The organism is Sanguibacter inulinus, assembly GCF_013415325.1.
Taxonomy (GTDB): domain Bacteria; phylum Actinomycetota; class Actinomycetes; order Actinomycetales; family Cellulomonadaceae; genus Sanguibacter; species Sanguibacter inulinus.
On the sequence record NZ_JACBYE010000001.1, the window covers coordinates 155,807 to 180,415 of the forward strand.

Consider the following 24,609-nt stretch of genomic DNA (forward strand, 5'->3'; position numbering starts at 1 on the left):
CAGAGCGACCCCGACGAAGGTCAGGTGCTGAGCGCTGCGAGGTAGCGGCGGGTCATGAGGTCTTGAGCGGCTCGGGTGAGCGGACCGCCGATCTTCGCCAGGCGGGTCGCGGGCTGCGAGACGGCTGAGACCGCGAACCTGACCCGACCGTCGTCGGCGGTCGACAGCGCGAACTTCTCCAGACCGCGTTCCGGGTGCCCGGGCAGCGTCGCGTAGGTGAAGCTCTTCAGACCTGGCTCGTCGACGACCTCGACCACGCGGCACGGGATCCGGACCGCAGCCCTGCCGACCCCCAGGTGCAGGAGGACGACGGCCCCGACGACGAGCACGGCGTCGGACGACTGCACGCGCAGCCCCGCACGGCGCTGCACCTGCCAGGAGAACAGCTCGGCTGCGGCGGCATCGAGGTCGCGGCGGTCGAGGGTGACCACGTGCGAGAAGCGCCGGAACCCGGCCGGAGGGATGGCGTCGACGGCGAGCTCGGGTGGTGCGGTGATCTGCGCGGCACGCAGGTGGGCCTCGGTGCGGGCTGGCAGGGGCGGCACGGGGGAGTTGTGACGGTTCACGGTGCGTCCGGCGTGGACGAGACGAGGGTGAGCACGGCGGTCCGAGGGGTCGAGGGACCAGCCACGGGTCGGGCTGGTCCTCTGATGCTAGGACGACGCACCGGGTCGTGCCCGGGGTCGTAGGGTGGAGAGATGACTGCTGAGCGCGCTGTCGCGGCCCTCGAGGCTGCTGGGCTGGAGCACACCGTCCGCACGATCGGGAAGGTGTCCTCGCTCGTCGAGGCCGCCGCGGCGCTCGGCGTCGAACCGGCCGGGATCGTCAAGACCCTCGTGGTCCGACGGGCCGAGGACGACTACCTCTTCGTGCTGGTCCCCGGCGACCGCACCATCTCGTGGCCCAAGCTCCGTGCGCTGCTCGGCGTCCAGCGGATGTCCATGCCCGACGCCTCGGTCGCCAAGGCCGTCACCGGCTACGAGCGCGGGACCATCACACCTTTCGGGTCGACGCACCCCTGGCCCGTCGTCGCCGACGAGCGCGTCGTCGGCCCGGTGTCGCTCGGGTCAGGGACGCACGGCGTCGGCATCACCGTCGACGGCCGCGCCGCCGCCGAGGCCCTCGGCGCCCAGGTCGCCGACGTCACCGACCCCGCCTGACCGCTCTCGGGTCAGCTCGTCGCGTCGGCGACCTTCTCCTTGAGGCTGTCGACCTCGGTCTGCAGACCGTCGATCGCCGACTGGACCTCGGGCGTGATGTTCTCGCCCGCGGCGTCCTTGAGCTCGGTGAGCTTGGTGGTCGCGTCGTCGAGGGCTGTCTTCGCCTCGTCGAGCTTCTGGCGCGCGTCGCTGCCCTCGGCCTGGGCGTCTTCGAGGGCGCCCGTGGCCTTCCCGGCGGCAGACTGCGCGGAGGTGATGGCGTCCTGGGCGGTCGATCGGACCGACTCGGGCAGGTCGCCGATGCTGGCGCCGATGGTCTGCGCGTCGGCCGCGATGGTCTGCACCTGCGCCTTGGCATCCTGGACGAACTGCGTGAGCTGCTCCGTCGTGATGTTGACCTCGGGGAGGTCGGAGCACGCAGACAGGGTCAGCGCTGTGGTCAGCCCGAGGGCTGCGACGGCTGCACGGGTGGGGCGCTTGAATCGGAGCATGGCTCAAGTGTGACCGACACGTGACCCCGGTCGGGGGACGACCGGTCGGCAGTCGGTGAGGGTTCGGCGAACGTCCCGCTCGGAGGGTAGGGCGAGCGCTCCAGACCTGCCGGTCACCGCACGCTCGGTGCGCCGGGTGCAGTGCCTGGGGCTCAGAGACCGGACGGCAGTGTCAGAGCGCGTGCGCCGCCTGCCGCGGGAGGACGGCACCCTGAGTCTCAGCCCTCTGAGTCCCAGCACCCACAGACCCAGCCCCCTGCGGCCCCGCGCCGACCATCCCCGCGATGAGCCGGAGCACCACCCTGTCGAGCAGCACGAGGTTGACCTTCGGCTCGGTCACGACGGCGAGCAGGTGGTGGTCGTCGACCGCGTACACGACCATCGACCCCGCAGGCCCGCGCACCGTGGTCATCTCCAGCCCCTCGAGCCCGAAGGCCATGCCGGACTGCTGGGCGATGCCGAGGACCGTCGCGACCACGGCGGCCGAGCTGTCGTGCAGCGCGGGATCACCGTCGTCGTAGAAGGGCAGGCCGTCGGTCCGCGCCACGAGGACACGGCGGATGCCGGGGATCTCGCTGCGGAGCGTGGCGGCGACGCCGAGCGCGTGCTGTCTGACGATCATGGGGTCTGCTGCTTCTTTCGTCCGGAGAGGGTCTGCACCCCGTCGAGGAGCACGTGGAGTGCGGCTGTCGCGTCGGCGAGGTCGCGTGGGTCGCAGGGCATGAGGGACTGGACCGGCGTGCCGAGCGCTGCGGCCAGCTCGGCTCGCGTCCCCGCGGGGTCGGCCCAGCGGCTCACCAGCACGAGGCGCGGGACGTAGGGGGCGAGGTCCGCGAAGGCCGCGACGATGTCCCGTGCCTGGGCGACGCTCTCGCTGCGGCTCGCGTCGACGAGGACGACGTACCCGTCCATGTCGCGGGCCAGCATCGTCCACATGAAGGAGAAGCGCTGCTGACCAGGCGTGCCGAAGAGCCCCACGCGGTGCGCGCCCCACGAGGCCCCCGGCGGCGGCGTCACGTGCAGACCACCGTGGTCCATCGCGACAGTCGTCGACGTCTTGACCGCGACCGTCGCGTCGCTCACGGCCCGCTCGGTCGAGACCACCGGGTCCTGGGACAGGGTCGACACGAAGGTCGTCTTGCCGGCACCGAAGGGTCCGGTGACGACGATCTTGGTCGGGGCGCTCGCGGTCACGTCAGGTCCTCGGTCCGTCGGGGGAGCGGGAGGTTGCCGGCCGTGGGCCGGCCCGTCCCGGGGTGGGGCGTGGGTCGACGACGCGTCAGATGTCGAGGTCGCGCTCGAGGTTGAGCAGCTGGCGGCGGGCCATCGCCAGGTTGGAGCGCGACTTGTCGAGCACCAGGTAGAGGAACAGGCCGCTGCCCGACTGGCTCTGCAGCAGGCGGATGAGGTGGATCTGGGTGTCGAGGGTGATGAGGATGTCCTCGATCTTCCCGCTGAGCCCGAGGTGCTGCATGGTGCGGATCTTGGCGCGCACGACGTCGGTGTTGCCGGCCGCGGCGATGTCGAGGTCGATGCCCGAGCCGGCCTGGCCGAGGGACATGCCGCTCTCGTAGTCGACGAGTGCTGTGGCGAGCGCGCCGTCGATCCCGAGGGCGGCCTGGAGGGTCTGGTCAACTGTGGTCACGATGAACGTCCTTGCGAGGTGTTGGGGGAGAGCAGGGGCCGCGGTCCGGGCGCCCGTCCACGAGGTTCATCGGGACGCGCGAGGCCGAGCGTTAGTTGAATCCGATTGAATCTCGGGTGATCTGTGTCTCTGCGACCGACCACACCGGGTCCCCTCCCGTTCTGCTCGGTCCCCGCTCCGCCTTCGGTCCTGCTCTGCTGACGACCCGTGCGCGCGCTCGCGAGACCGGTCGGGGACCGCGCACCGGCGATCAATCACGTCGCGGACCGCCCGCCCGGCAGGGCAGACTGGTCGCATGTGGATGTGAGCCGCCCCGGACCAGTCCGACCGACGCACCCGACCGCAGTGCCGACACGTGCCGACCCCTGCTGAGCCTCCCGACCTTGGTCGACGAGCGCCCGACGAGGACAGACGAGCACGGACGAGCACCGCGCAGCGGGTAGGAGCTCCATGACCCACCAGCACAGCACCCCGAGTCCTCAGCACGACCTCATCGCCGCAGCCGACGCGGCAGCCCTCTCCGAGGGTGAGCCCGGCGCCGTCGCGCTGCGCGCCCTCGACGTGACCTTCGCCTACGGCGACCGCACGGTCCTCGACGGCGTCGACCTCGACGTCCCACCCGGCCACAGGGTCGGGCTCGTCGGCGAGAACGGCGTCGGCAAGTCGACGCTGCTCCGCCTCCTCGCCGGGCAGCAGGAGCCCGACCGTGGCTCGGTCGTGCGCCCCGACGACCTCGGCTTCCTCCACCAGGAGACCCCGTACCCGCTGACCGCGACGGTCGAGCAGGTCGTCGCCGACGCCCTCGCCGAGGTCCGAGCGGTCGAGGCGGACCTCGCGTCGGCCGCCGCTGCGCTCGCGGCCCTGCCATCTGTCGATGCGGAGATCAGCACTGACGACACTGGTGACTCGGACAGCGCAGCCGGCATCGACGGCGCCGGTGACACGGCCAGCACCGAGAGCACCGACGGCACTGCCAGCACCACCGACGCCGAGGCCCGCACCCTCGCCCGGGAGGCGCGCGAGCAGGCCGAGGCCGCCTACGCGACGGCTCTCGCGCGCAGCGACGCCGCCGAGGTCTGGGACGCCGACCGCCGCGCCGAGATCACCCTCGCCGGCCTGGGCATCGAGCACGTCCGCGGGCGGACCGTCGCACAGATGTCCGGTGGCGAGCGGACACGGCTCGGCCTCGCGGCCCTGCTCATCCGTCAGCCCGCCGCGCTGCTGCTCGACGAGCCGACCAACCACCTCGACGACGACGCAGCCAGGTTCCTCGCCTCGGCCGTCGCGGCGATCCCGGGTGCCGTGGTGCTCGCGAGCCACGACCGCGACTTCCTCGACGAGGTCTGCACGGAGATCTTCGACCTCGACCCGACCGCAGAGGGCACGAGCGGCACGCTCTACGGCGGTGCGTACAGCGAGTACCGCAAGGCCAAGCGTGACGAGCGTGCCGCGTGGGAGCGCCAGTACGCGCAGGAGCAGGAGGAGCTCGCCGACCTGCGCGAGTCGATCGGGACGACGGCCCGGAAGGTCTCGCACTCACGCGACGCGACCGACAACAACAAGATGGCCTACGGCCGACGCGGTGACCGTGTGCAGTCGCAGGTGTCACGGCGCGTGCGGAACGTCCAGCAGCGCATCGACACGCTGAGCGCCGCCCAGGTCCGCCGCCCGCCCCGCCCGCTCGTCTTCAGCCCCAGCAGCTACGGCATGGCGGCCGAGGGAGGGCGTGGCGTCGTGATGTCGCTGCGCGATGTAGTGGTTCCCGGACGGCTCGAGATCGCGTCGCTCGACCTCACAGCGGGAACAAAGCTGCTGGTCACCGGGCCGAACGGCTCCGGCAAGTCGACGCTGCTCTCCGTGCTCGCGGGGGACGTCGTGCCCGCGAGCGGCACCGTCACCCAGGCGCCTGGTGTCGGGGTGGGCCTGCTCGAGCAGGACATCTACCTGCAGGACGACGTCAGGTCGCCGCGGGAGCTCTTCACGCTGCTCGGCGCGTCTGAGGCCCTCGCAGACTTCGGCCTCGTCGGACGCCACGACCTCGACAGGCCGCTGCGCGAGCTCAGCACAGGCCAGCGGCGCCGGGTGGTCCTCGGGATGCTCGTGGCCCAGGCGCCCGAGGTGCTGCTGCTCGACGAGCCGACCAACCACATCTCTCTCGGCCTCGCCGAAGAGCTCGGGGAGGCCGTGAAGACGGCGTTGGGGACGATCGTCGTGGCGTCGCACGACCGATGGTTCCGCAGGACGTGGAAGGGCTCGACGCTGTCGCTGGGGTGATGTGTGCGCTGAGCAGCGTCGCGCCATCGACCACTGAGAATCGCCCACGACCACCACGGTCTGCGTTGACCACAGGTTTGACTCGATGGAAGGCCAGCCTGCCCGAGCCTCATCGTTCCGATCCACTGATGAGCAGGTCCGCCGGTGACGGGGGCAGCCAGTATGGTTCACTGCGATCTGCCTCGAGCCCTCTCGGAAACATATTCATGCAGACCTAGACCACCTGGGCGACGAGATGAGCCGTGCTCTTGCGGCCATTTTGGAGATCGCGCGAAGGTGCCCCGGGCATCGCGTGACTTGGGTTCGCAGGTCTCGACGCAGCGAGGACGGCGTTTACGTACCATTCCGGTCGTGTGGGCGCGACGTGCCCGGCCAGCACGTGGAGGCCATGGTCCGGGCGCCGCTACGCAGGGGGCGCTATCCTATCCGAACCCGCTCGAGGACTGTTGTCCGCCACAGATGTTCCAGGGGATCTGTCGATGGGTCTTCCGGTCCGTGAGGAAAGCGCCTCGGTCAGGTTCATCGGGAAGCGTCGGTAATCTGTCATGAGAGAGGGTTGATCGGGGTCCGTCAGGGAATTCTCTCCGAGGCGCGCGACCCGTCGGCGATCGAATTTCTGCAGGCAGGTCGGCGTGAGGCCCAAGTTCGCCTCTCTGTAGTTGAGGGCCTCCCATGACCGGCGGCCGAGGATGCCCAGCCAACACTCTAAGAGGCGACCTTCGGCGAGGTCGGCGCGGTCTCTACCTCGAGGAGCGAGCTCGGCCCACTCCATGGCGACGCCGTCCATCGAGCATGGGTTGACAAGCGATCGCCAAAGTACAGCCTGGTCGTGTCGGTCTAGTAGCCAGAATGCGCGGACGATAGGAATGACGGGTGCGGTGCCCGAGCTGGCGAGGTGTGCATCCAAGAGCAAGGTCGTACGCAGGTACAGGTCGAACGGAGCGAGCGGATCGACCCCCTCGACAATCTCATGAAGGACCCTGGTGAATCCTTGGTGCACGATCTGGTCGGAGGGAGCTTCTTTGAAAATCTCGGATATCACGTCGCGGCTCCTTCTGGCGTGGCGTCGCCACAGTACGAGTGCCGCGTCTCGCGTGCCGACTCTTACTTCTTCGACCAAGACCTCATCGGAGTGCATCTCTAGCATGATCAATCTGTCCTTCGCCGGCATCTTGTTGCATGAGTGTTTGCCAAGTTCTTGCGTCAAGCTTCAGAGAATTGCAGTTGGATTTTCGGTGACGAGTCGACTTGGGCGGCCGGGGCACGGCGACTCCCTGAGTAATCCACCGTGACGGCTGGTGCAGGTTGTGGAAACTCGCTTGGGCTGTTATCCGTACTGTGCACCCCGGTCGACCCTCTGCTCGCGGCGGCTGGCCTCGACTTCGCAGATCTCGGTGCCAGGCCGGGGCGGTCAGAGTCGTGCGATCTTTGCCCGATGCCGGCCAGGTTCTAGTCGTGTCGTAGGGGTATGAACAGCGGTCTTCGTAGGGCTGGGCGGATGACGGCCATCAGGTTGTCGATCTGGGTGTGGACGATCGTGCACCGCAGGCAGCCGTTGATGTGAGTGAATGCACTGCTCCGGGCCGTCGATCTTCTTGATGCGAATATCTCTGTTCTCATGATTTGCACAGCCTTGTCGCACGACAGTGGCAGCGGCGTCGTGCAGTAGATCTCGATCCATTCCTGCTTGAGTTGGTCGAGGGCGATGGTCCGCAGCGCGCGGGTGGTGCTGCGGGCTAGTCCGAGGTACGTGGCGGCATCGGTGGCGCTGATGCGCTCGACGTCGAGGTACCAGAGCGCTTCCTGCCAGGGGAGGGGGAGCCTGCGGAAGGCGCGCACGGCTGATGTCGTCTCTTGTAGCCGTTGTGCAGTGGGACTCGTCCGGTGAGGCTGCCTTGCCGATGTGGAGGCATCGTTCTGGGAGATCGCCAGGGTCCGGATCGTCTGGAAGAGCTGGCGACGGAAGATCCACGAGTGTCTTGAGGTCGAGACGATCGAGTGCCACAGGATGTCGTACGCGGTTTCGACCAGCTCGCTCGGGACACGACTCTGCATCACCTCTCGCGCAAACGCCGTCGCAGCAAGGCGATGGCGGTTCATGAGGATGGTGAACGACGCTCGGTGCCCGTGCCGAGCCTGCGTGGTGAGCGCGTCGTCCGAGATGGGTTCACGGCTCACTGACTTCGCTTTCATGGTGGCGCCCTCGCGCTTGGTTGGCGGCTTGCTGCATCCACGGGTCCTCCGAGGTCGGAGGCGTGGGCGCAGCTCGGAAGGTCGACTGTGCTCTTCACCTGGTAGAAGACCAGAACCGCCCGGCGACAACGTGACCGCGCACGTGAGATGGGTGACGGTCGACGTCCCCCTCGTGAGACGCGGTGGTGATGCTGTGTTTTCCCTGGGGCAGGGTGCGGGCGCCCTGCTGGAGGCAGCCGCTTCGAGTTGATGCGGTGAGGTGTCACCTCAGGCGAGCGCGCGGCTGATCGAAGTCATGCTCGCGGCCAGGTGGTCCACTCTTGCGGCGTGGCCGTCTTCCCCGGGATGAGGGATGTCGCAAGGGCCTGGCTGCTGACGTCGGCAAGGATCGCTCGAGGAACCGAGCGGCGCTAAGGCCGGATGTGTCCCGGATGTCGCCGAGGGCGACCTCGTCGACTGGGCGTCGGGAGGTCCAAGCCATTTAGCAGGCGGGGCGGCGGAGTGCCCGCTACGCGCCGCAGATGATAGACGTGTGATGCGGATCACGCCATACTGATGCACGAACGTCGTTGTGCTGCCTCGCGTCCGGTCTTCTAGCAAGAGGAAGACCTCTGTCTTACGAAACTTGGATCGCACTCATGAAGGGCACTCAGATGACGGCACGCGTCCGCGCACGAAGACTCAGGGGGCAGCGCTTCGGCGCATCTCTCATGGCAGTTACCACAGCCCTGTTCGGCCTCGGCGCTGCGCTTGTTGCTCCCTCGGCCCAGGCCGCCGACGGAACCCTCCTGCTCAACGAGACGTTCTCAGGCGCTGAAGTGCTCGACTCTCGGGCGATCGGGCTCAACGATGCTTGCCTGACCGCGTCCGTGCTGGGTTCGACGCCGCCTGCCGGTGCGTCGAACCTCAGCGACTGCGCTGGCCACACGACAGGATCACCCACCCCCGGTGTGGCCCCAGGCTGGCTGCAGCTGACGGACGCCGCCAACAACCGCACTGGCGGCATGGTGTTCAACCGCGCTCTCCCCTCGAGCGCAGGACTCATCGTCGAGTTCGACCAAGCCCAGTACGGAGGCAGCGGCGCCGACGGCATCGGCTTCTTCCTCTCAGACGGCTCCCGTGAGCTCACCGAGACTGGATCGGATGGCGGCGCTCTTGGTTACGGACAGGGCGAGCAGGCGCTTGGCGGGCCCCCAGGGGTCAGCGGCGGATATCTCGGGCTCGGCCTCGACAGCTGGGGGAACTTCGCAGTCGACTTTCCGGGCGGTCTGGGCAGCGGGTGCACCACACCGTCACCGTCCTCCCGAGTCCCCAACACCGTCACGCTGCGAGGCCCCGGCGACGGGTTTGAGGGGTACTGCTTCTTGGCAACGACACGCGTCAACCCGTCAGGACCGTCAACCCTTCCTGGCTCATTGCGGGTGGCAAACCCTGCCGATGCTGACGCCGCTGCGCGGAACGTCCGCGTGACCGTGAGCCCGGGGGACTTCCCGACAGTGACTGTCGAGATCGATTTCACGGGGACCAAGACCGCTTACCAGACCGTCCTGTCCTACGTGATGACTGATCAGGCGCCTGCTACCTACAAGTTCGGATTCTCCGCCTCAACGGGAGGCGACCGAGATGTGCACCTCGTGCGCACCGTTGCGGTGACAAGCGTCGATTCCTTGGGGGAGATCTCGCTCATCAAGCAGGTGGACAACACCACTCCCCAGCCGGCTGCCTACCGGGTAGGCGACACAGTTCCTTACCAGTTCGTCGTGACGAACACCGGCGACGAGGCGATCACCGATATCGAGGTGACTGACCCGCTCATCTCGAACATCGTTTGCCCTGCAGCCATCCTCGGTGCCGCTGGTGGCCCAGACGCCTCGATGGTCTGCGACGGCTCGCTCGTTGTCACCGGCTTGCAGGCTCAGAACGCCACGTTGCTCAACACCGCGACTGTGACCGCCCTCGACTCCGTAGGGACCACACTCACTGACAGCTCAGAGGTCACCGTTCCACTCGAGGCTCCTGCACCGGCGATGAGCCTGGACAAGGTCGCTTCGCTCAATGACGCGAACTCCAACGGTGTGGCTGATGCTGGTGAGACGATCGACTACTCGTTCGTGCTGACCAACACCGGCAACGTCACCCTCACGGATGTGTCGGTGGATGACCCGAAGGCTGGTCCGGTCACGTGCGCCCCGACCACCCTCGAGCCTGGTCAGTCGGTGACTTGCACGGCCGATGCTCCGTACACGGTCACTGAGCAGGATGTCATCGACGGTGGCGTGGTGAACGTGGCTACTGGCAACGCTACGACGCCTCCTGATGTGGACCCGATCGTGCCGCCGACCGACACCGAGACGACGCCGACCCCTGTTGCTGGTGCTGGTCTCTCGATCGACAAGGTCGCTTCGCTCAATGACGCGAACTCCAACGGTGTGGCTGATGCTGGTGAGACGATCGACTACTCGTTCGTGCTGACCAACACGGGCAACGTGTCTCTGTCGGATGTGTCGGTGGATGACCCGAAGGCTGGTCCGGTCACGTGTGACCCGACCGCGTTGGCGCCTGGTGAGTCGGTGACGTGCACGGCCGATACTCCGTACACGGTGACCGAGCAGGATGTCATCGACGGCGGTGTGGTCAACGTCGCCACTGGCAACGCCACGACCCCGCCCGGGGTCGACCCGATCGTCCCGCCGACCGACACCGAGACCACGCCGACGCCTGTTGCTGGTGCTGGTCTTTCCCTGGACAAGGTCGCTTCGCTCAATGACACGAACTCCAACGGCCTGGCTGATGCTGGTGAGACGATCGACTACAGCTTCGTGCTGACCAACACCGGCAACGTCACCCTCACGGGTGTCTCGGTGGATGACCCGAAGGCCGGTCCGGTCACGTGTGACCCGACCACGTTGGCACCGGGTGAGTCGGTGACGTGCACGGCCGATACTCCGTACACGGTGACCGAGCAGGATGTCATCGATGGTGGTGTGGTGAACGTGGCTACCGGTAATGCGACGACGCCTCCTGATGTCGACCCGATCATCCCGCCCACGGACACCGAGACGACACCAACACCGGCAGTCGCCGCTGGCCTGGCTCTGGACAAGATCGCCTCGCTCAACGACACCAACAGCAACGGACTCGCAGACGAGGGCGAGACGATCGACTACAGCTTCGTGCTGACCAACACGGGCAACGTCACCCTGACGGGTGTCTCGGTGGATGACCCGAAGGCCGGTCCGGTCACGTGTGCCCCGACCACTTTGGCTCCGGGTGAGTCGGTGACGTGCACGGCCGATGCTCCTTACACGGTCACTGAGCAGGACGTCATCGATGGTGGTGTGGTGAACGTGGCCACTGCATCTGCGATCACCCCTGCCGGTGTGGACCCGATCGACCCGCCGACGGACACCGAGACGACCCCCACACCCGTGGCCGGACCGAGCATGGCTCTGGACAAGGTCGCCTCGCTCAACGACACCAACTCCAACGGCCTGGCTGATGTCGGTGAGACGATTGACTACAGCTTCGTGCTGCTCAACAACGGCAACATCGATCTCACCGATGTTTCTGTGGATGACCCGAAGGCTGGTCCGGTCACGTGCGCCCCGACCACCCTCGAGCCTGGTCAGTCGGTGACTTGCACGGCCGATGCTCCGTACACGGTCACTGAGCAGGATGTCATCGACGGTGGCGTGGTGAACGTGGCTACTGGCAACGCTACGACGCCTCCTGATGTGGACCCGATCGTGCCGCCGACCGACACCGAGACGACGCCGACCCCTGTTGCTGGTGCTGGTCTCTCGATCGACAAGGTCGCTTCGCTCAATGACGCGAACTCCAACGGTGTGGCTGATGCTGGTGAGACGATCGACTACTCGTTCGTGCTGACCAACACCGGCAACGTCACCCTCGCTGACGTTTCCGTCGAGGATCCGAAGGCTGGTCCGGTCACGTGTGGCCCGACCACTTTGGCTCCGGGTGAGTCGGTGACGTGCACGGCCGATTCTCCTTACACGGTGACCGAGCAGGACGTGATCGACGGTGGCGTGGTCAACGTCGCTACTGGCAACGCGACGACGCCTCCTGATGTGGACCCGATCGTCCCGCCGACCGACACCGAGACCACGCCGACGCCGGTTGTTGGTGCTGGTCTCTCCCTGGACAAGGTCGCCTCGCTCAATGACGCGAACTCCAACGGCCTGGCTGATGCGGGGGAGACGATCGACTACAGCTTCGTGCTGACCAACACGGGCAACGTGTCTCTGTCGGATGTGTCGGTGGATGACCCGAAGGCTGGTCCGGTCACGTGTGACCCGACGACGTTGGCTCCGGGTGAGTCGGTGACGTGCACGGCCGATAACGCGTACACGGTCACTGAGCAGGACGTCATCGACGGTGGCGTGGTCAACGTCGCTACAAGCAGCGCCACGACGCCGCCAGGGGTGGATCCGATCGTGCCCCCCACCGACACCGAGACCACGCCCACACCGCCGGCTCTGGGCGGTTTGAGCTTGGTGAAGGTTGATCACCTCAACGACACCAACGGCAACGGTCTGGCAGATGCCGGCGAGACGATCGACTACACCTTCATCTTGACCAACACCGGCAATCTCACCTTGACCGACGTCGGGGTGGACGATCCCATGGTTGGCTCCGTCACGTGCACTATGACGATCCTGGTTCCAGGTCAGTCGGTGGAATGTGCAGCGGATACGTCCTACACGGTGACCGCAGCCGATGTCTTGGCGGGCAAGATCACCAACACCGCAACAGGGGGTGGCGCCACGCCGCCCGGTGTCGACCCGATCGTCCCGCCGACCGACACCGTCGTGACACCCACTGGGCCTATCCCTGCTGCTCCGACACCGGCACCGACGCCCACACCGACACCGGTTCCGACGAGCCCCTCAGCGCCTGGTGGATTCTTGCCGACCACTGGAGCTGATGCTCTTGCTCTCGTCTCGATCGCTGTCGCGCTCGGGTTGGTTGGGACAGGAATCCACCTGTTCAGGCGACGCAGGCAAGGACTCAGTCAGCAACGCTGACTGACGTCCAGTGGCTGCAGGCGGGTGTGCTCCATCTATCGGAGCACTCCCGCCTGCAGCCATGCCGTCTCCCACATGCACGACCTGCACTCTGTGGCATCAGGGGGCGGGCCCGTCGTCGAACTACCCGAGGTTCCCGGAATGACCGAAGACATCTCCATCGACTCCCTCTCAGACGTCGAGCTCCTCGACGTGACGCGGGCTGGTGCTCAGTCGGGCTTCACAGTGCTCTGGCACAGGTACGAGGCAGAGGCTCGACGGTATGCTCGACGGCTCGCCCCGCCTTCCGACGCGGACGACGTCGTCCAGGAGGCCTTTACCCAGACGTACCAGGCGATCGTCCGCGGGCACGGTCCCCGCGACGCCTTCCGTCCCTATATCTACCAAGCCATCCGGTCTGCGACCTACCGGCGCAGCCGCCAGAACCCGCCCACTGACTCCGAAGACCTCTTGGCAGCAGTCGCGGTGGACGACGAGACTGACCGAGTGGGGGACGCCGATCTCCTGATCCGAGCGTTCCGGACGATCGGTGCTCGTTGGCGTGAAGTCCTGTGGCTCCAAGAGGTAGAGGACCTTCCCGCGTCCCAGATCGGGGAGATCATGCAGATCAGCCCCGCAGCGGTATCGGTCCTGGCGTTGCGCGCGCGTGAAGGTCTCAAGCAGGCGTGGATCCAGGCTCACCTCGACACCTCGACAGTCCCGGAGGAGTGCGGCTGGGCGGTCACCCGCATCAGCGAGAACTCCCGTGGCAGGCTCAGCGCCACGAATCAGGCGAGATTCGACGACCACATCGCATCCTGTGCCCACTGCACACCGCTGATCCTCGAGGCGGGCCAGGTGGCGTCAGGTCTGCGCGCTGTTCTGCTGCCCGTCTTTCTTGGCGTCAGTCTCGACCAGCTCTCGCCCGTGACATCTCCCGTTATCGAGATGCCCGGGACCTTGGCAGACGGCTTCTGGCTTCCCGCGTCCGCACAGTCGGTCTCGACGCGTCGTGTCGTGGTGCGGGTTCTTCTCGTCCTGGTCGTCTTCCTCGGTCTGCTTGGTGTGCTCACTGCAGCACTGTCCGCGCTGCGGTCTCCGCGAGACGCGCCTGCGCCTTCGAGTACCTCGACCGAGGTTGGCGACGAGCCCTCTGGTATCCCGCCGACTCGTCCCACCACACTCGTGCCTACCGAGTCCGCGCCCCCCAGCACTCTTGTGCAGGGCGATCCACCTGCGCCGACACACGGTGCGTCTCCTCAGCAGGCTGATTCAGGGACCCCAGTAGGACGAGGGAAGGTCGTCTTCAGCTCTCAAGGCCTCAACAGCGAGGTGCCGCGGGACGTGCCCAGCGGCGGTGAGCTCGTCAACACGGCCACCGGGCACGGCACCGTCCCGGACGGTGCGCCGCCGGTCCAGCAACCGACGGCACAGGCAAGAACCTCGACTGGCCGTGGTCCAGCGCTGTCGCTCACGAAGACTGCAACTCTCGACGACATCAACGCCGACGGACTCGCCACTGCCGGCGAGACCATCGACTACACCTTCTCCGTCACCAACACTGGTGCGCTCCCCCTCGCAGAGGTGACCATCGAGGACCCGCTCGCAGGCGCTGTAGCCTGCCCGGCTGGAACTCTCGAGCCCGGGGCCACGGTGCGATGCGCCGCAGAAGACCCGTACATGGTCACCCCGGTCGACGCGGACCGCGGTCAGGTCGTCAACACCGCCACTGTCCGAGCGAACACCGCAGATGCCAGCCCGTCAGGGTATCCGATGGTTGTGGTCCAGGTGGAAGGCCAGGCCACCGTCGTCCTCTCTACCAGCACCACCAAGAACCCAGAGAGGTCATGGTTGAGCACCACGGGCGCGTCGATCACGGTGGCTCTTGCGAGCGCCTTCGTCCTTGCGACTGTCGGTACCTCCCTCGTCCGACGCGCACGAATCTCCAGGGCTACGGCTCAGTGATGAACTATTGCTGGAGTCCTTCGCGTGCTGACAGGAATGGGCGTGTCGATGCTGGCGGGCGGATGCCCTGCAGGGCAGTCCACGCCCGCGGTGCTCTCTGGTCTGTGCACAGTCTGACTGCGAGGGGCGTCCTCGCGGTGAGCGCACCTGTCTCCCTCTCGTTCCACGCGTCGTACCCGGACGACGGGGCGACCCTCGTGACATCAGATTTTTCACGTTGTACGTCGATCGGCCCACAGAGGTGACCGGAGACGTCGAGAGAAAGGTTCCATCATGAGCTTCTGGAATGTTGTCTGGTTGATCTTCGTGTCCTTCGTCTTCATCTCCTACCTGTTCATCCTCTTCGCGGTGGTCCGCGACATCTTCCGGGAGAACAAGCACAGCGGGGTGTGGAAGGCGGTCTGGCTCGTCTTCCTCGTCTTCGTGCCGTTCCTGACAGCGCTCGTCTACATGGTGCTGCACTCGCGTGACATCGCGGAGAACGATGCCAAGGCTGCGGCGGCGGCCCAGCGGGAGGTCGACAGCTACATCCGCCAGGCAGCAGGCCGCAACCCTGCAGCCGAGATCGCCACGGGCGCCCAGCTGCTAGCCGACGGCACCATTACCCAGGAGGAGTTCGAGACCCTCAAGGCGAGATCGCTCGCGGCCAGCGCCTGAGCCGCGGCACGGACTCCCTCGGGCCGCACCGCAACCCTCCTAGGGTCGAGGTCGACGGAAGGGCTGAGTCTCTCTGAGGCTCAGCCCTTCCGTCGACCTCGGGAGATCGTGAGCTGAGCGAGGTCGACGGCGACGTCGGCGGCCTGACGATTGCTGTCGGCCTGCAACACGCCTCAGGCCTCGACGACCGTCACCCCGCGCTCCCGCAGCCGCGCCATCGCGGTGCTGTCGTTCGTGTCCGCCACGATCGCCGTCACCTCGTCCATAGGCAGCACCCGGTATCGCGACACCGCCCCGATCTTCTCCTCGCTCGCGAGGGCGACAGTCTCCGCGCTGCGCCTGGACAGCGCACGCTTCATCGCAGCCTCGTCGGCGTCGCCGGTGGTGAGCCCTTCCTCGGGGTGCACCCCCGTAACGCCCAGCAGGAAGAGGTCGGCCGAGACTCCCGCTGCCGCCTCGACGGCAGCGGCGCCGCTCGTGACGGCCGAGTGCCTGAAGAGTCGCCCGCCGAGGATCAGCACCTCGATGCCCTCGTAGGGCAGCAGCGCGACGGCGACGGTCGGGCTGTGCGTGACGACGGTGCAGCGCAGGTCTGCGGGCAGGGCGTGGACGACGGCGAGCGACGTGGTCCCGCCGTCGAGCATCACGGTCATCCCGGGCTCGACCAGCCGTGCGGCGCGGGTGCCGACGCGGTCCTTACTCTCGGGGGAGACCGTCGTCCGGGTCGTGTAGTCGGCGACGGCCGGTGAGGACGCGACGGCGCCGCCGTAGACGCGCTGGCACAGTCCGGCGGCTGCGAGCTCTCGCAGATCCCGGCGGACCGTGTCCTCGGAGAGCCCCAGCTCGGAGGCGAGGGCGCGCGCGACGACCCGTCCGTCGCGGGCGAGGCGGTCGAGCAGCAGAGCATGTCGTTCAGCGACCAACATTTGCACGTTCCTTCCGAGTGTTGCACGTTTCTGTCGTAGTCTAGCGCCATGACGACTCTCCAAGAGCAGACTGCCCCCCGCCCCGGCGTCGACGCCCCCGACTCGCGAGGTCGCACAGGCCTCGACCAGGTCGGCCGCGACCTCGACCGCAACCCTGACGTCGTGGTCCGCGACGTCGAGGTCACTTCGGACGGGTGGCACGTGCTGCGTCGCACCACCTTCGACTACCGCCGGGCCGACGGCACGTGGACCACACAGCAGCGCGAGACCTACGACCGCGGGAACGGCGCGACGATCTTGCTCTACGACCTCGCGACGGAGACCGTGCTCCTCACCCGCCAGCTGCGCTACCCCGCGTACGTCAACGACCACCCCGACGGCATGCTCGTCGAGACCGCTGCCGGGCTGCTCGACGACGACGCCCCCGACGTCGCGATCCGCCGCGAGGCTGCCGAAGAGCTCGGGGTCGAGGTCGGTGAGCTCACGCACGTCTTCGACCTCTACATGAGCCCCGGGTCAGTCACCGAGCGGCTGCACTTCTACGTCGCACCCTTCACCGCAGATACCCGGACCGGGGAGGGCGGCGGGGTTGTCGAAGAAGGCGAAGACATCGAGGTGCTCGCGCTGCCCTTCGTGCAGGCGCTCGAGATGATCGAGAGCGGCGAGATCGTCGACGGCAAGACCGTGATCTTGCTGCAGTGGGCGCAGCTCAACCTCTTCGGCGGCTGAGGGGTGGCGCTCCCGGCGCCGGCGACGAGGACCCGCCGACCCGCACGACGCAGACGGCACCTCGGCTGCGTACCTCGCGAGGTCTGCGCCGGGCCGCGACGGGAGACTGGTCGCTGCGGTGCTGGCCACTCGCGCCCTCAGTGGCAGCATGGAGATCGCCCCTCCGACCCCGTCCAGCAGGAGAACCCGTGCCCACGACCTCCCCCGCCACGACCGCTCTCGACCTGACCGCAGACTCTGCCCTCGTCGTCCCGCTGAGCGAGGAGGTCCGTCGCGGACCCGACGACTTCGACGCCTTCTGGCAGGTCGCCCGGGACGAGGCGCTCGCCGTGGACCCTGCGCCTGAGCGTGTCGAGGTCGTCTCGCGCGAGGGCGGCCGGGTCGTCACGCGGGTCTCGCTGCGCACGACCGATGGGATCGAGCTCGGCGGCTGGCTCAGTGAGCCCGCCGAGGGTCCTGTGCGCAGGGTGCTCGTCCGGCTGCACGGCTACGGCGGCGCCGAGGGGCCCCACGACCCTCTCGGTCTCGAGGCCACGGCCGAGCTCACGCCGGTCCTGCGCGGGCTGCCGACGCTCAGCCTTGTCGACGGCATCCCATCGACAGGCGACCTGCACGTGCTGCACGGCATCGGGCACCGCGACACCTACGTGCACCGCGGCTGCGTCCAGGACGCCTGGGTGGCGGTCACCGCAGCGCTCCTGCTCGTGCCCGGGGCCGAGCGTGTCGACCTCACGGGCGTGAGCTTCGGTGGGGGCATCGGTGCGCTCGCGCTGCCCCTCGAGACCAGGGTCACGGCCGCGTGCCTCGACGTCCCGAGCTTCGGCAACCACCCCGTGCGCCTCGAGACGCCGTGCGCCGGCAGCGGCGAGTCCGTGCGGCGCGCGGCGCTCGACGACCCGAGCGTCCGCGAGGTCGTCGCCTACTTCGACGCGGCGACCGCGGCCGGGCGCATCCGCCAGCCCGTGCTGGTCTCTGCGGCGCGCGAAGACCCCGTGGTCCCGCCCGCCGGGCAGGTGTCGGTGTTCTCAGGTCTCGGGGGACCCAGGTCGCTGCTGCTGCTCACCGCGGGGCACATGGAGTACCCCGAGCAGGAGCGCGAGGCGCGCCTGATGCGCGCCGCCTACGTGGAGTGGCTGCGCGACTGACGCCAGGAGGTCCGGTCCCCGAAGCGAGGGCCGATTAGGCGGGCCGGCGGATCTGCTGGCGGTCGTGCTGCCTAGGCGACGGCGACAGGGTTCCCGACGTCGACCGAGCCGACATCGACTGAGCCGACGCCGCGGAGCACGTCGATGTCGGTCTGGAGCGCGTCGAGCGCAGCGGTGACGTCCGGGTCGACACCCTGGACCGCGGAGGTCACGTGCCGCAGCTCGGCCGACGCGGCGTCGAGGGCGGTGCGGGCGTCGTGGAGCGAGGTCTGGGCCGTCCACAGCGAGAAGGCGTCGGCGGTGTCGACCGCGGTGATGGCCGACTGCGCCGCGGTGGTCGCGGCCTGCGCGGACATGATCGCGCTGTCGACCTGGGCGCGGACGGTGGCGGGCAGCGACAGGCTCACGACGGCGGCGAGGGTGATGTCACGGGTGACGACCTCGGTCTGCGAGCGGACCGGGACGATGGTGGACGTGCGCACCTCGGCGTGGGCGGCTGTGCCCTGCACCAGCGGCAGGGTGAGCGCAAGGAGGCTGGCGGCTGCGATCCGCGTCGTCTTCGACGTCATGTCACGATTCTGCATCATCTCGCTGAGAAGAGCCTGGGACCGCACCGAACCTTCACCCGCCGCCCGGTCGATCTGCGAGTTCTGAGCCTGTCGCGAGAGAACGCGCAGGTCACGTGAGGGTTCTCTGGCGGTCCACCGATCCGCGTGCGACCGTCGGTGGTGGTCGTTATCGTCGTGTGACACCCTTGCTCGGGGATTCCGACGGCGCTGACCCTCAGTGCTGCGGTGCGCCCAGCACAGCAGGACGAGGCAGGAAGACCATGAACGACACCCACCCCAGCACCCCCTTCGACCGGACAGAGTCGAGCATCACCTGCGGTCCCGACGGCGGGAAGACCGTCGTCACCCTCCGCGGCGAGATCGACGCGGCGCTCCGCGACCAGGCCGGCGAGGCCATGGTGACTGTCGTCGTGCAGAACGCCCCCGTCGTCATCGACGTCGGTGCTGTGTCCTTCATCGACTCCTCAGGGCTGGCCTTCCTCGTGCAGCTGCACAGGCTGTGCTCTGAGAGTGCGCTCGACCTCGAGCTCCTCGACCCCTCGGACAACCTGCTCGAGCTCATCGAGGTGCTGGGCATGGGCGACCAGTTCCGCGTCCGCCGTTCCGAGTCCTCCGACTCGCTGGCCGCCGGAGCCTGACCCCCCGTCGAGGCTCCCGTCTGACCGTGACAGAGGCCACCGCCGTGGCGCGTCCTCGGTGTCAGTGGCGGCCGTTACCGTCGAGGCATGCGGATCCTGCACACCTCTGACTGGCACCTCGGCAGGACTCTGCACGGGGTAGACCTCCTGGAGCACCAGGCCGCCTACCTCGACCACCTGGTCGAGCTGACCCGCAGCGAGGGCGTCGACGCCGTCGTGGTCGCCGGTGACGTCTACGACCGCGCGATCCCGCCCGTCGAGGCCGTGACCCTGCTGTCCAGCACGCTCGCCCGCCTCGCCGAGATCACCCAGGTGGTCGTCACCCCGGGCAACCACGACTCCGCGACGCGCCTCGGTTTTGGTGCCGAGCTCTGGCGCGACGGTGTGCACGTGCGCGCCAAGGTGGCCGACGTCGGTCGGCCCGTCGAGCTCGTCACGACCGACGGGGCCCCGGCGCTCGTCTACGCGTTGCCCTACCTCGACCCTGACGCCGCCCGCATTGCGCTGCGTGAGGAAGACGAGGCCCCGCTCGCCCGCTCGCACGAGGCCGTCACCGGCGCGGCCATGCGCCGCGTCCGGGCAGACCTCGCCGCCCGGTCGGCGGCAGCGACCGCCCGTCCGCGCTCGCTCCTCGTCGCGCACGCCTTCGTCGTGGGTGGTGAGGCGTCGGAGTCCGAGCGCGACATCCGGGTCGGCGGTGTCGACACAGTCCCGGCAGCCGTCCTCGACGGAGTGGACTACGTCGCGCTCGGGCACCTGCACGGAGCCCAGCGCGTCTCGACGGGCGAGGGGACCGTCGCCCGGTACTCCGGGTCGCCGCTCGCCTACTCCTTCTCCGAGATGCGTCAGCACAAGTCGACAGTCCTGATCGACCTCGGGACCGACGGTGTCGTCGGGTCACCTGAGCTCGTCCCAGCCCCGGTCCCACGGCGCCTCAGTGAGATCAGCGGGACCCTCGACGAGCTCCTCGGGGCAGCCGGCGAGCCGCACGCCGACGACTGGGTGCGCGTGACGGTGACCGACCCCGCCCGCCCGCGCGAGATGAACGCGCGCATCAAGGAGCGCTTCCCGCACGCCCTCGTCATGACGCACCGCCCACCCGACCGCGGCCTGCGAGAGTCCCTCACCCTCGCCGTCACCACGGCGAGCGACCCTCTCGTGGTGGCTTCCGACTTCGTCCAGCACGTCACTGGCGACCAGCCCGACGTCCGTGAGACGGCCGCGCTGCGCCTCGCCTTCGAGACCGCGAACGCCGCAGAGCGGAGCGCCTGACATGCAGCTGCACTCGATGACCCTCCAGGCGGTCGGTCCCTTCGCAGGGCGCCACACCGTCGACTTCTCGGCGCTCGCCGCGTCGGGGATCTTCCTGCTCGAGGGCCCCACGGGTGCCGGAAAGTCGACGCTCATCGACGCCGTGGTCTTCGCCCTCTACGGCAAGGTCGCCTCCGCCTCGACGAGCGACGACAGGCTACGGTCTGCCTACGCCGACGACGCGACAGACTCCTTCGTCGACCTCACCTTCGAGACGGCCGCCGGGGTGTTGAGGGTGCTGCGGACCCCCGAGCGCCAGCGTGCCAAGAAGCGCGGCGAGGGCACCACCAAGCAGCAGGCCACCGTCAAGCTGTGGCGCCTGCCGAGCGACGCCGTCACCTCAGGGGCCGGACTGGGCGAGCCTGGCGACGTCGGCGAGCTCACCTCGACGCGCCTCGACGAGGTCGGCCTCGAGATCCAGCGGGCCGTCGGCCTCGACCGCGCCCAGTTCGTCCAGACCATCGTGCTCCCGCAGGGCGAGTTCGCGAGCTTCCTCCGCTCCAAGCCCGAAGACCGCAAGGGTCTGCTGCAGAAGGTCTTCGGGACCGAGGTCTACGACCGTGCCGAGGCAGCGCTCGTCACCATGCGCAAGACGGCCGACCAACAGCTCAAGGCCGCCCAGGGAGGCGTCCAGGTGTCGCTCGAGACCTTCCTCGCGACCTCAGCCCTCGACCCCGAGGACGCCGAGACCTTGCGAGCCGCTCGTCCCGAGCACCTCGGCAAGCTCGCCGCAGAGCACGCGCACGAGCTCGCCGAGACGGCCAAGCACCTCGAGGTCGACGCCGCGGCAGCACGCGAGGTGCTCGGCGGCCGTCGGCAGACTCTCGACGTGGGCCGGGCGACCCTCGACGCCGTCGCCCGTCGTGACGCCCTGCGGGTCGAGTCTGCTCGGCTCGCCGAGGCGGCCGACGAGGTCCGTGGCCTGGCCGACAGGCTCGACGCCGCGCGCCGGGCGAGCGTCGTGCTGCCCACCGTCGAGGCCGAGGTCGCCGCGCGCGACGGGCTCACCCGAGCGGCTGCTGGCCTCGCTGCCGCAGTCGAGGCGCAGGGACCTGTCGTCGGCGACCTGTCGAGCATCGACGCGCTCGCGCGTCTCGACTGGACCGACAGGTCCGCCGCCCACCCGGACGACGAGGTGCTGGCCGCACGTGCCGCCGTCGAGACCGCTGTCGCCAGCCTCGTCGAGCGCCGCACTGCCGACACCGCGCAGGTCGTGCTGCTCGACCGCGTCGCCCGCCTCGAAGCTGGTCTGCCAGCCCGGCGTGCCCGCCTCGAGGAGGCCACGGTCGCGCTCGACGTCACGCGGGGAGAGCTGGTGGCTGCGGCCGACGCTCTCGCCGAGCGTCCAGCCGCCCGCTCTGCTCTCGAGGCCGAGCGGGACGCCGCCCGTGCTCTCGCCGCCCAGGTCGACGCCCTGCGCGAGCAGGAGCGACGTGCGGCCACGACGACCGAGACGATCGCGCGGCTCGGCACCCTGCGGACCGAGCTCGGGCAGGCCGAGTCGGCCATGACGGTGGCAGCCGACCGGGCGCAGGAGGCAGCCGACCACGAGCGCGAGCTGAGGCGACGCTGGATCGATGGCATCGCTGGTGAGATCGCTGGTGACCTCCGCCCCGGCGAACCGTGCCCGGTCTGCGGTGGCCACGAGCACCCAGCCCCCGCGACAGTCGGAGAAGACCACGTCGGCAAGGAGCGTGTCGAGCAGGCCGAGGCGGCTCGCCAGGAGGCTGAGCGCGAGCTCACAGCGCGGCACGCGAGCGTCACCGGGGTGGCCGAGAGGGTCGCGGCGCACGAGGCCCTCCTCGACGGGGTCGACACGGCTGCCGCCGTCACCGAGCTCGAGGCCGTCAGGACCCGTCTGCGCGAGGCCGAGGCTGCGGGCACCGCCGTCCAGACCGCCGAGCGCGCTGTCGTCGACTTCGACGCCGAGACCCTCGCGGCCGAGTCGCGCCGGTCCCGTCTCGCCGAGCAGGTAGCAGCCGACGAGGCCCGTCTCGAGCACGACGGCGCGGCGATCACCGCCGACGAGGCCGAGGTCGAGACGGCACGTGCGGCGCACCGAGACGTCGTCACCGAGGCTCCTGAGGTCGTCGACGCAGCCGGGGACGCCGGACAGCCCACCGCGGTCACGACGATCTCGGAGATCGTCGCCGTCCTCGAGCATCGGGTCTCCGCGATCACGTCGGTCCTCGAGGTCTGCGCCTCGCACGCCGCAGCCGTGCAGTCGCTCGCCGAGCGCGAGACAGAGCGGGTGCGTGCTCTCGACGAGCACGACTTCCCCACGGTCCAGGCCGTCCGAGAGGCCTGGCTCGACAGGCGCGAGCTGGCCGCCGTCGAGGCCCTCGTGTCGGAGCACAGGTCCGCCCAGGACCGCGTCGCGGCCGGGCTGGCCGAGCCTTCGCTCGTCGCGTTGCCCGAGACCGTCGAGGTCGACCTCGACGCGCTCCGCGCAGCGGTCACCGAGGCCGAGGCGCTCGCCCACGAGGCCACCACCCGTGCGGCTGTCGTCGTGCAGCGGGCCGCCGACATGGAGCGAGGCGCCCGGCACGTCACCGACGCTGTCGTCGCCCTGGACACCGTGCGCGACTCGACCGAGCCGGTGATCCGCATGGCCAACCTCGCGACGGGCGCGTCCTCGGACAACGCCCGATCCCTCACCCTGACGACCTTCGTGCTCATGCGACGCTTCGAGGACGTGGTGGCCGCGGCGAACGACAGGCTCGCGACCATGTCGGACGGCCGCTACGAGCTGGTCCGCAGCGACGACCGCGAAGACGTCAGCACCCGCAAGACCGGCCTCGCGATGCGGGTCCTCGACCACAGCACGGAGACGGCCCGCGACCCGCGGACGCTCTCCGGCGGGGAGACCTTCTACGTGTCGCTGTGCCTCGCGCTCGGCATGGCCGACGTGGTGACCGCCGAGGCCGGGGGCATCGACCTCGGCACGCTCTTCGTCGACGAGGGCTTCGGCTCGCTCGACCCTGAGACCCTCGACTCGGTGCTGGGCGTCCTCGGCGGGCTGCGAGCCGGCGGTCGCGTGGTCGGTGTGGTCTCGCACGTCGAGGCCCTCAAGCAGACCATCGCCGACGGCATCAGCGTGCGCAGGCTCCCCGACGGGTCCAGCACCCTGACCGTCCGCGCCGGGTAGGGCGAGCGCCGCTACATTGAGCAGCATGGCGATCATCCACCAGGCGACACTGACCCCGTCCAAGGCCGAGACCCTCGCGACCTGGCTGTCGGACCAGCCGTGGTTCGGCGGGACCGCAGAGGTCACCGTGCCCGTCGCGGCCTACCGTTTCGACGACCCCGCCGGTGAGGTCGGCATGGAGGCGTTCTTCGTCGAGGTCGGTGGCCGCACCGTGCACGTCCCCGTGACGTACCGGGGCGCGCCCCGCCCTGGCGGGGACGAGTGGCTCGTCGGGACGATGGAGCACTCGGTCCTCGGGACCCGGTGGGTCTACGACGCCGTGGGCGACCCGGTCTACAGGGCCGAGCTGACCCGCGTCGTCCGCGAGGGCGGGACGCACGTACGCCTCATGGTCGAGACCCCCGACGGTCCCGTCGAGCGCGAACCGACAGCCTTCGTCCGCGGCAGCGGGAGCGGGAGCGCCGCAGGCCAGGAGGGGGAACCTGAGATCGTCGTGGTCCGCTTCCCGTCGGCTGACGCCGTCGTCCCGAGCGAGCACACGCTCACCGGCACGTGGACAGGCCAGGACGAGCCGGCCGTGCTGGCCTACCTGGTCTGAGTTCCGCCGAGCCGAGCCGAGCCGAGCCGAGCCGAGCCGAGCCGAGCCGAGCCGAGCCGAGCCGAGCCGAGCCGAGCCGAGCCTGGCTGAGTCGGCCGAGCCTGACCGGGCCTGGTTGAGCCTGGCCGAGCCCGGC

General features: G+C 68.9%; 19 protein-coding genes. 11 read left to right on the forward strand and 8 right to left on the reverse strand.

Annotated features, from left to right (window positions below):
* Positions 1 to 20: 20 nt before the first annotated feature.
* Complete coding sequence (locus tag HZZ10_RS00760) at positions 21 to 566, reverse strand: DUF1990 domain-containing protein (RefSeq protein WP_179912056.1); 546 nt, start codon at positions 564 to 566, stop codon at positions 21 to 23.
* A 132-nt stretch (positions 567 to 698) separates the two neighbouring features.
* Between HZZ10_RS00760 and HZZ10_RS00765 the strand changes: the two genes are divergently transcribed.
* Entirely contained in the window at positions 699 to 1,160 is a 462-nt protein-coding gene (locus tag HZZ10_RS00765) for an aminoacyl-tRNA deacylase (RefSeq protein WP_179912057.1), read from the forward strand.
* Positions 1,161 to 1,171: 11 nt separating this feature from the next.
* Here the strand turns inward: HZZ10_RS00765 and HZZ10_RS00770 are convergent, their stop codons facing one another.
* The 4 genes from HZZ10_RS00770 to HZZ10_RS00785 form a co-directional block, all read right to left on the reverse strand.
* The gene (locus tag HZZ10_RS00770) at positions 1,172 to 1,651 is read right to left on the reverse strand and encodes a hypothetical protein (RefSeq protein ID WP_056134991.1); all 480 of its coding nucleotides are present in this window, start codon (positions 1,649 to 1,651) and stop codon (positions 1,172 to 1,174) included.
* A gap of 172 nt (positions 1,652 to 1,823) precedes the next feature.
* Positions 1,824 to 2,273, reverse strand: coding sequence for a roadblock/LC7 domain-containing protein (locus HZZ10_RS00775; protein ID WP_228086722.1), 450 nt, complete (start codon positions 2,271 to 2,273; stop codon positions 1,824 to 1,826).
* A complete protein-coding gene (locus tag HZZ10_RS00780) occupies positions 2,270 to 2,845 on the reverse strand; it encodes a GTP-binding protein (RefSeq protein WP_179912058.1) in 576 nt (191 codons plus the stop codon). The genes HZZ10_RS00775 and HZZ10_RS00780 overlap by 4 nt, the downstream gene beginning before the upstream one ends.
* Before the next feature lie 85 nt (positions 2,846 to 2,930).
* The gene (locus tag HZZ10_RS00785) at positions 2,931 to 3,296 is read right to left on the reverse strand and encodes a hypothetical protein (RefSeq protein WP_056134996.1); all 366 of its coding nucleotides are present in this window, start codon (positions 3,294 to 3,296) and stop codon (positions 2,931 to 2,933) included.
* 450 nt (positions 3,297 to 3,746) lie between these two features.
* On the opposite strand from HZZ10_RS00785, the gene HZZ10_RS00790 reads away from it, so the two are divergent.
* Positions 3,747 to 5,570 carry an ABC-F family ATP-binding cassette domain-containing protein gene (locus tag HZZ10_RS00790; protein WP_179912059.1) on the forward strand — a complete coding sequence of 608 codons (1,824 nt, stop codon included), beginning with the start codon at positions 3,747 to 3,749 and terminating at the stop codon, positions 5,568 to 5,570.
* Positions 5,571 to 7,019: 1,449 nt separating this feature from the next.
* Here the strand turns inward: HZZ10_RS00790 and HZZ10_RS00795 are convergent.
* Positions 7,020 to 7,763, reverse strand: coding sequence for an RNA polymerase sigma factor (locus HZZ10_RS00795; RefSeq protein WP_179912060.1), 744 nt, complete (start codon positions 7,761 to 7,763; stop codon positions 7,020 to 7,022).
* 638 nt (positions 7,764 to 8,401) lie between these two features.
* Between HZZ10_RS00795 and HZZ10_RS00800 the strand changes: the two genes are divergently transcribed.
* The 3 genes from HZZ10_RS00800 (at position 8,402) to HZZ10_RS00810 (ending at position 15,409) form a co-directional block, all read left to right on the forward strand.
* The gene (locus tag HZZ10_RS00800; RefSeq protein ID WP_179912061.1) at positions 8,402 to 12,808 is read left to right on the forward strand and encodes a CLIPPER-2 domain-containing protein; all 4,407 of its coding nucleotides are present in this window, start codon (positions 8,402 to 8,404) and stop codon (positions 12,806 to 12,808) included.
* A 141-nt stretch (positions 12,809 to 12,949) separates the two neighbouring features.
* Positions 12,950 to 14,752 (forward strand): sigma-70 family RNA polymerase sigma factor, encoded by a 1,803-nt coding sequence (locus tag HZZ10_RS00805; RefSeq protein ID WP_179912062.1) that lies wholly within the window; start codon positions 12,950 to 12,952, stop codon positions 14,750 to 14,752.
* 273 nt (positions 14,753 to 15,025) lie between these two features.
* Positions 15,026 to 15,409 (forward strand): SHOCT domain-containing protein, encoded by a 384-nt coding sequence (locus HZZ10_RS00810; protein WP_179912063.1) that lies wholly within the window; start codon positions 15,026 to 15,028, stop codon positions 15,407 to 15,409.
* A gap of 173 nt (positions 15,410 to 15,582) precedes the next feature.
* On the opposite strand, the gene HZZ10_RS00815 is transcribed toward HZZ10_RS00810, so the two are convergent.
* On the reverse strand, positions 15,583 to 16,335 hold the full coding sequence (locus tag HZZ10_RS00815) for a DeoR/GlpR family DNA-binding transcription regulator (RefSeq protein WP_179912064.1): 753 nt from the start codon (positions 16,333 to 16,335) through the stop codon (positions 15,583 to 15,585).
* A 48-nt stretch (positions 16,336 to 16,383) separates the two neighbouring features.
* On the opposite strand from HZZ10_RS00815, the gene HZZ10_RS00820 reads away from it, so the two are divergent.
* Both HZZ10_RS00820 and HZZ10_RS00825 read left to right on the forward strand, forming a co-directional pair.
* Positions 16,384 to 17,064, forward strand: a complete 681-nt coding sequence (locus tag HZZ10_RS00820; protein WP_179912065.1) for an NUDIX domain-containing protein — start codon at positions 16,384 to 16,386, stop codon at positions 17,062 to 17,064.
* Positions 17,065 to 17,252: 188 nt separating this feature from the next.
* On the forward strand, positions 17,253 to 18,209 hold the full coding sequence (locus HZZ10_RS00825; protein WP_179912066.1) for an acetylxylan esterase: 957 nt from the start codon (positions 17,253 to 17,255) through the stop codon (positions 18,207 to 18,209).
* A gap of 71 nt (positions 18,210 to 18,280) precedes the next feature.
* On the opposite strand, the gene HZZ10_RS00830 is transcribed toward HZZ10_RS00825, so the two are convergent.
* Complete coding sequence (locus HZZ10_RS00830) at positions 18,281 to 18,778, reverse strand: hypothetical protein (protein ID WP_179912067.1); 498 nt, start codon at positions 18,776 to 18,778, stop codon at positions 18,281 to 18,283.
* A gap of 260 nt (positions 18,779 to 19,038) precedes the next feature.
* Here HZZ10_RS00830 and HZZ10_RS00835 point away from each other — a divergent pair, with 260 nt between their 5' ends.
* The 4 genes from HZZ10_RS00835 (at position 19,039) to HZZ10_RS00850 (ending at position 24,473) form a co-directional block, all read left to right on the forward strand.
* Positions 19,039 to 19,416 (forward strand): STAS domain-containing protein, encoded by a 378-nt coding sequence (locus HZZ10_RS00835; protein WP_056135029.1) that lies wholly within the window; start codon positions 19,039 to 19,041, stop codon positions 19,414 to 19,416.
* Positions 19,417 to 19,503: 87 nt separating this feature from the next.
* Entirely contained in the window at positions 19,504 to 20,688 is a 1,185-nt protein-coding gene (locus HZZ10_RS00840; protein ID WP_179912068.1) for an exonuclease SbcCD subunit D, read from the forward strand.
* A 1-nt stretch (position 20,689) separates the two neighbouring features.
* The gene (locus tag HZZ10_RS00845) at positions 20,690 to 23,875 is read left to right on the forward strand and encodes an AAA family ATPase (RefSeq protein WP_179912069.1); all 3,186 of its coding nucleotides are present in this window, start codon (positions 20,690 to 20,692) and stop codon (positions 23,873 to 23,875) included.
* Between the two features lie 25 nt (positions 23,876 to 23,900).
* Positions 23,901 to 24,473, forward strand: a complete 573-nt coding sequence (locus HZZ10_RS00850; RefSeq protein WP_179912070.1) for a CG0192-related protein — start codon at positions 23,901 to 23,903, stop codon at positions 24,471 to 24,473.
* Positions 24,474 to 24,609 lie beyond the last annotated feature (136 nt).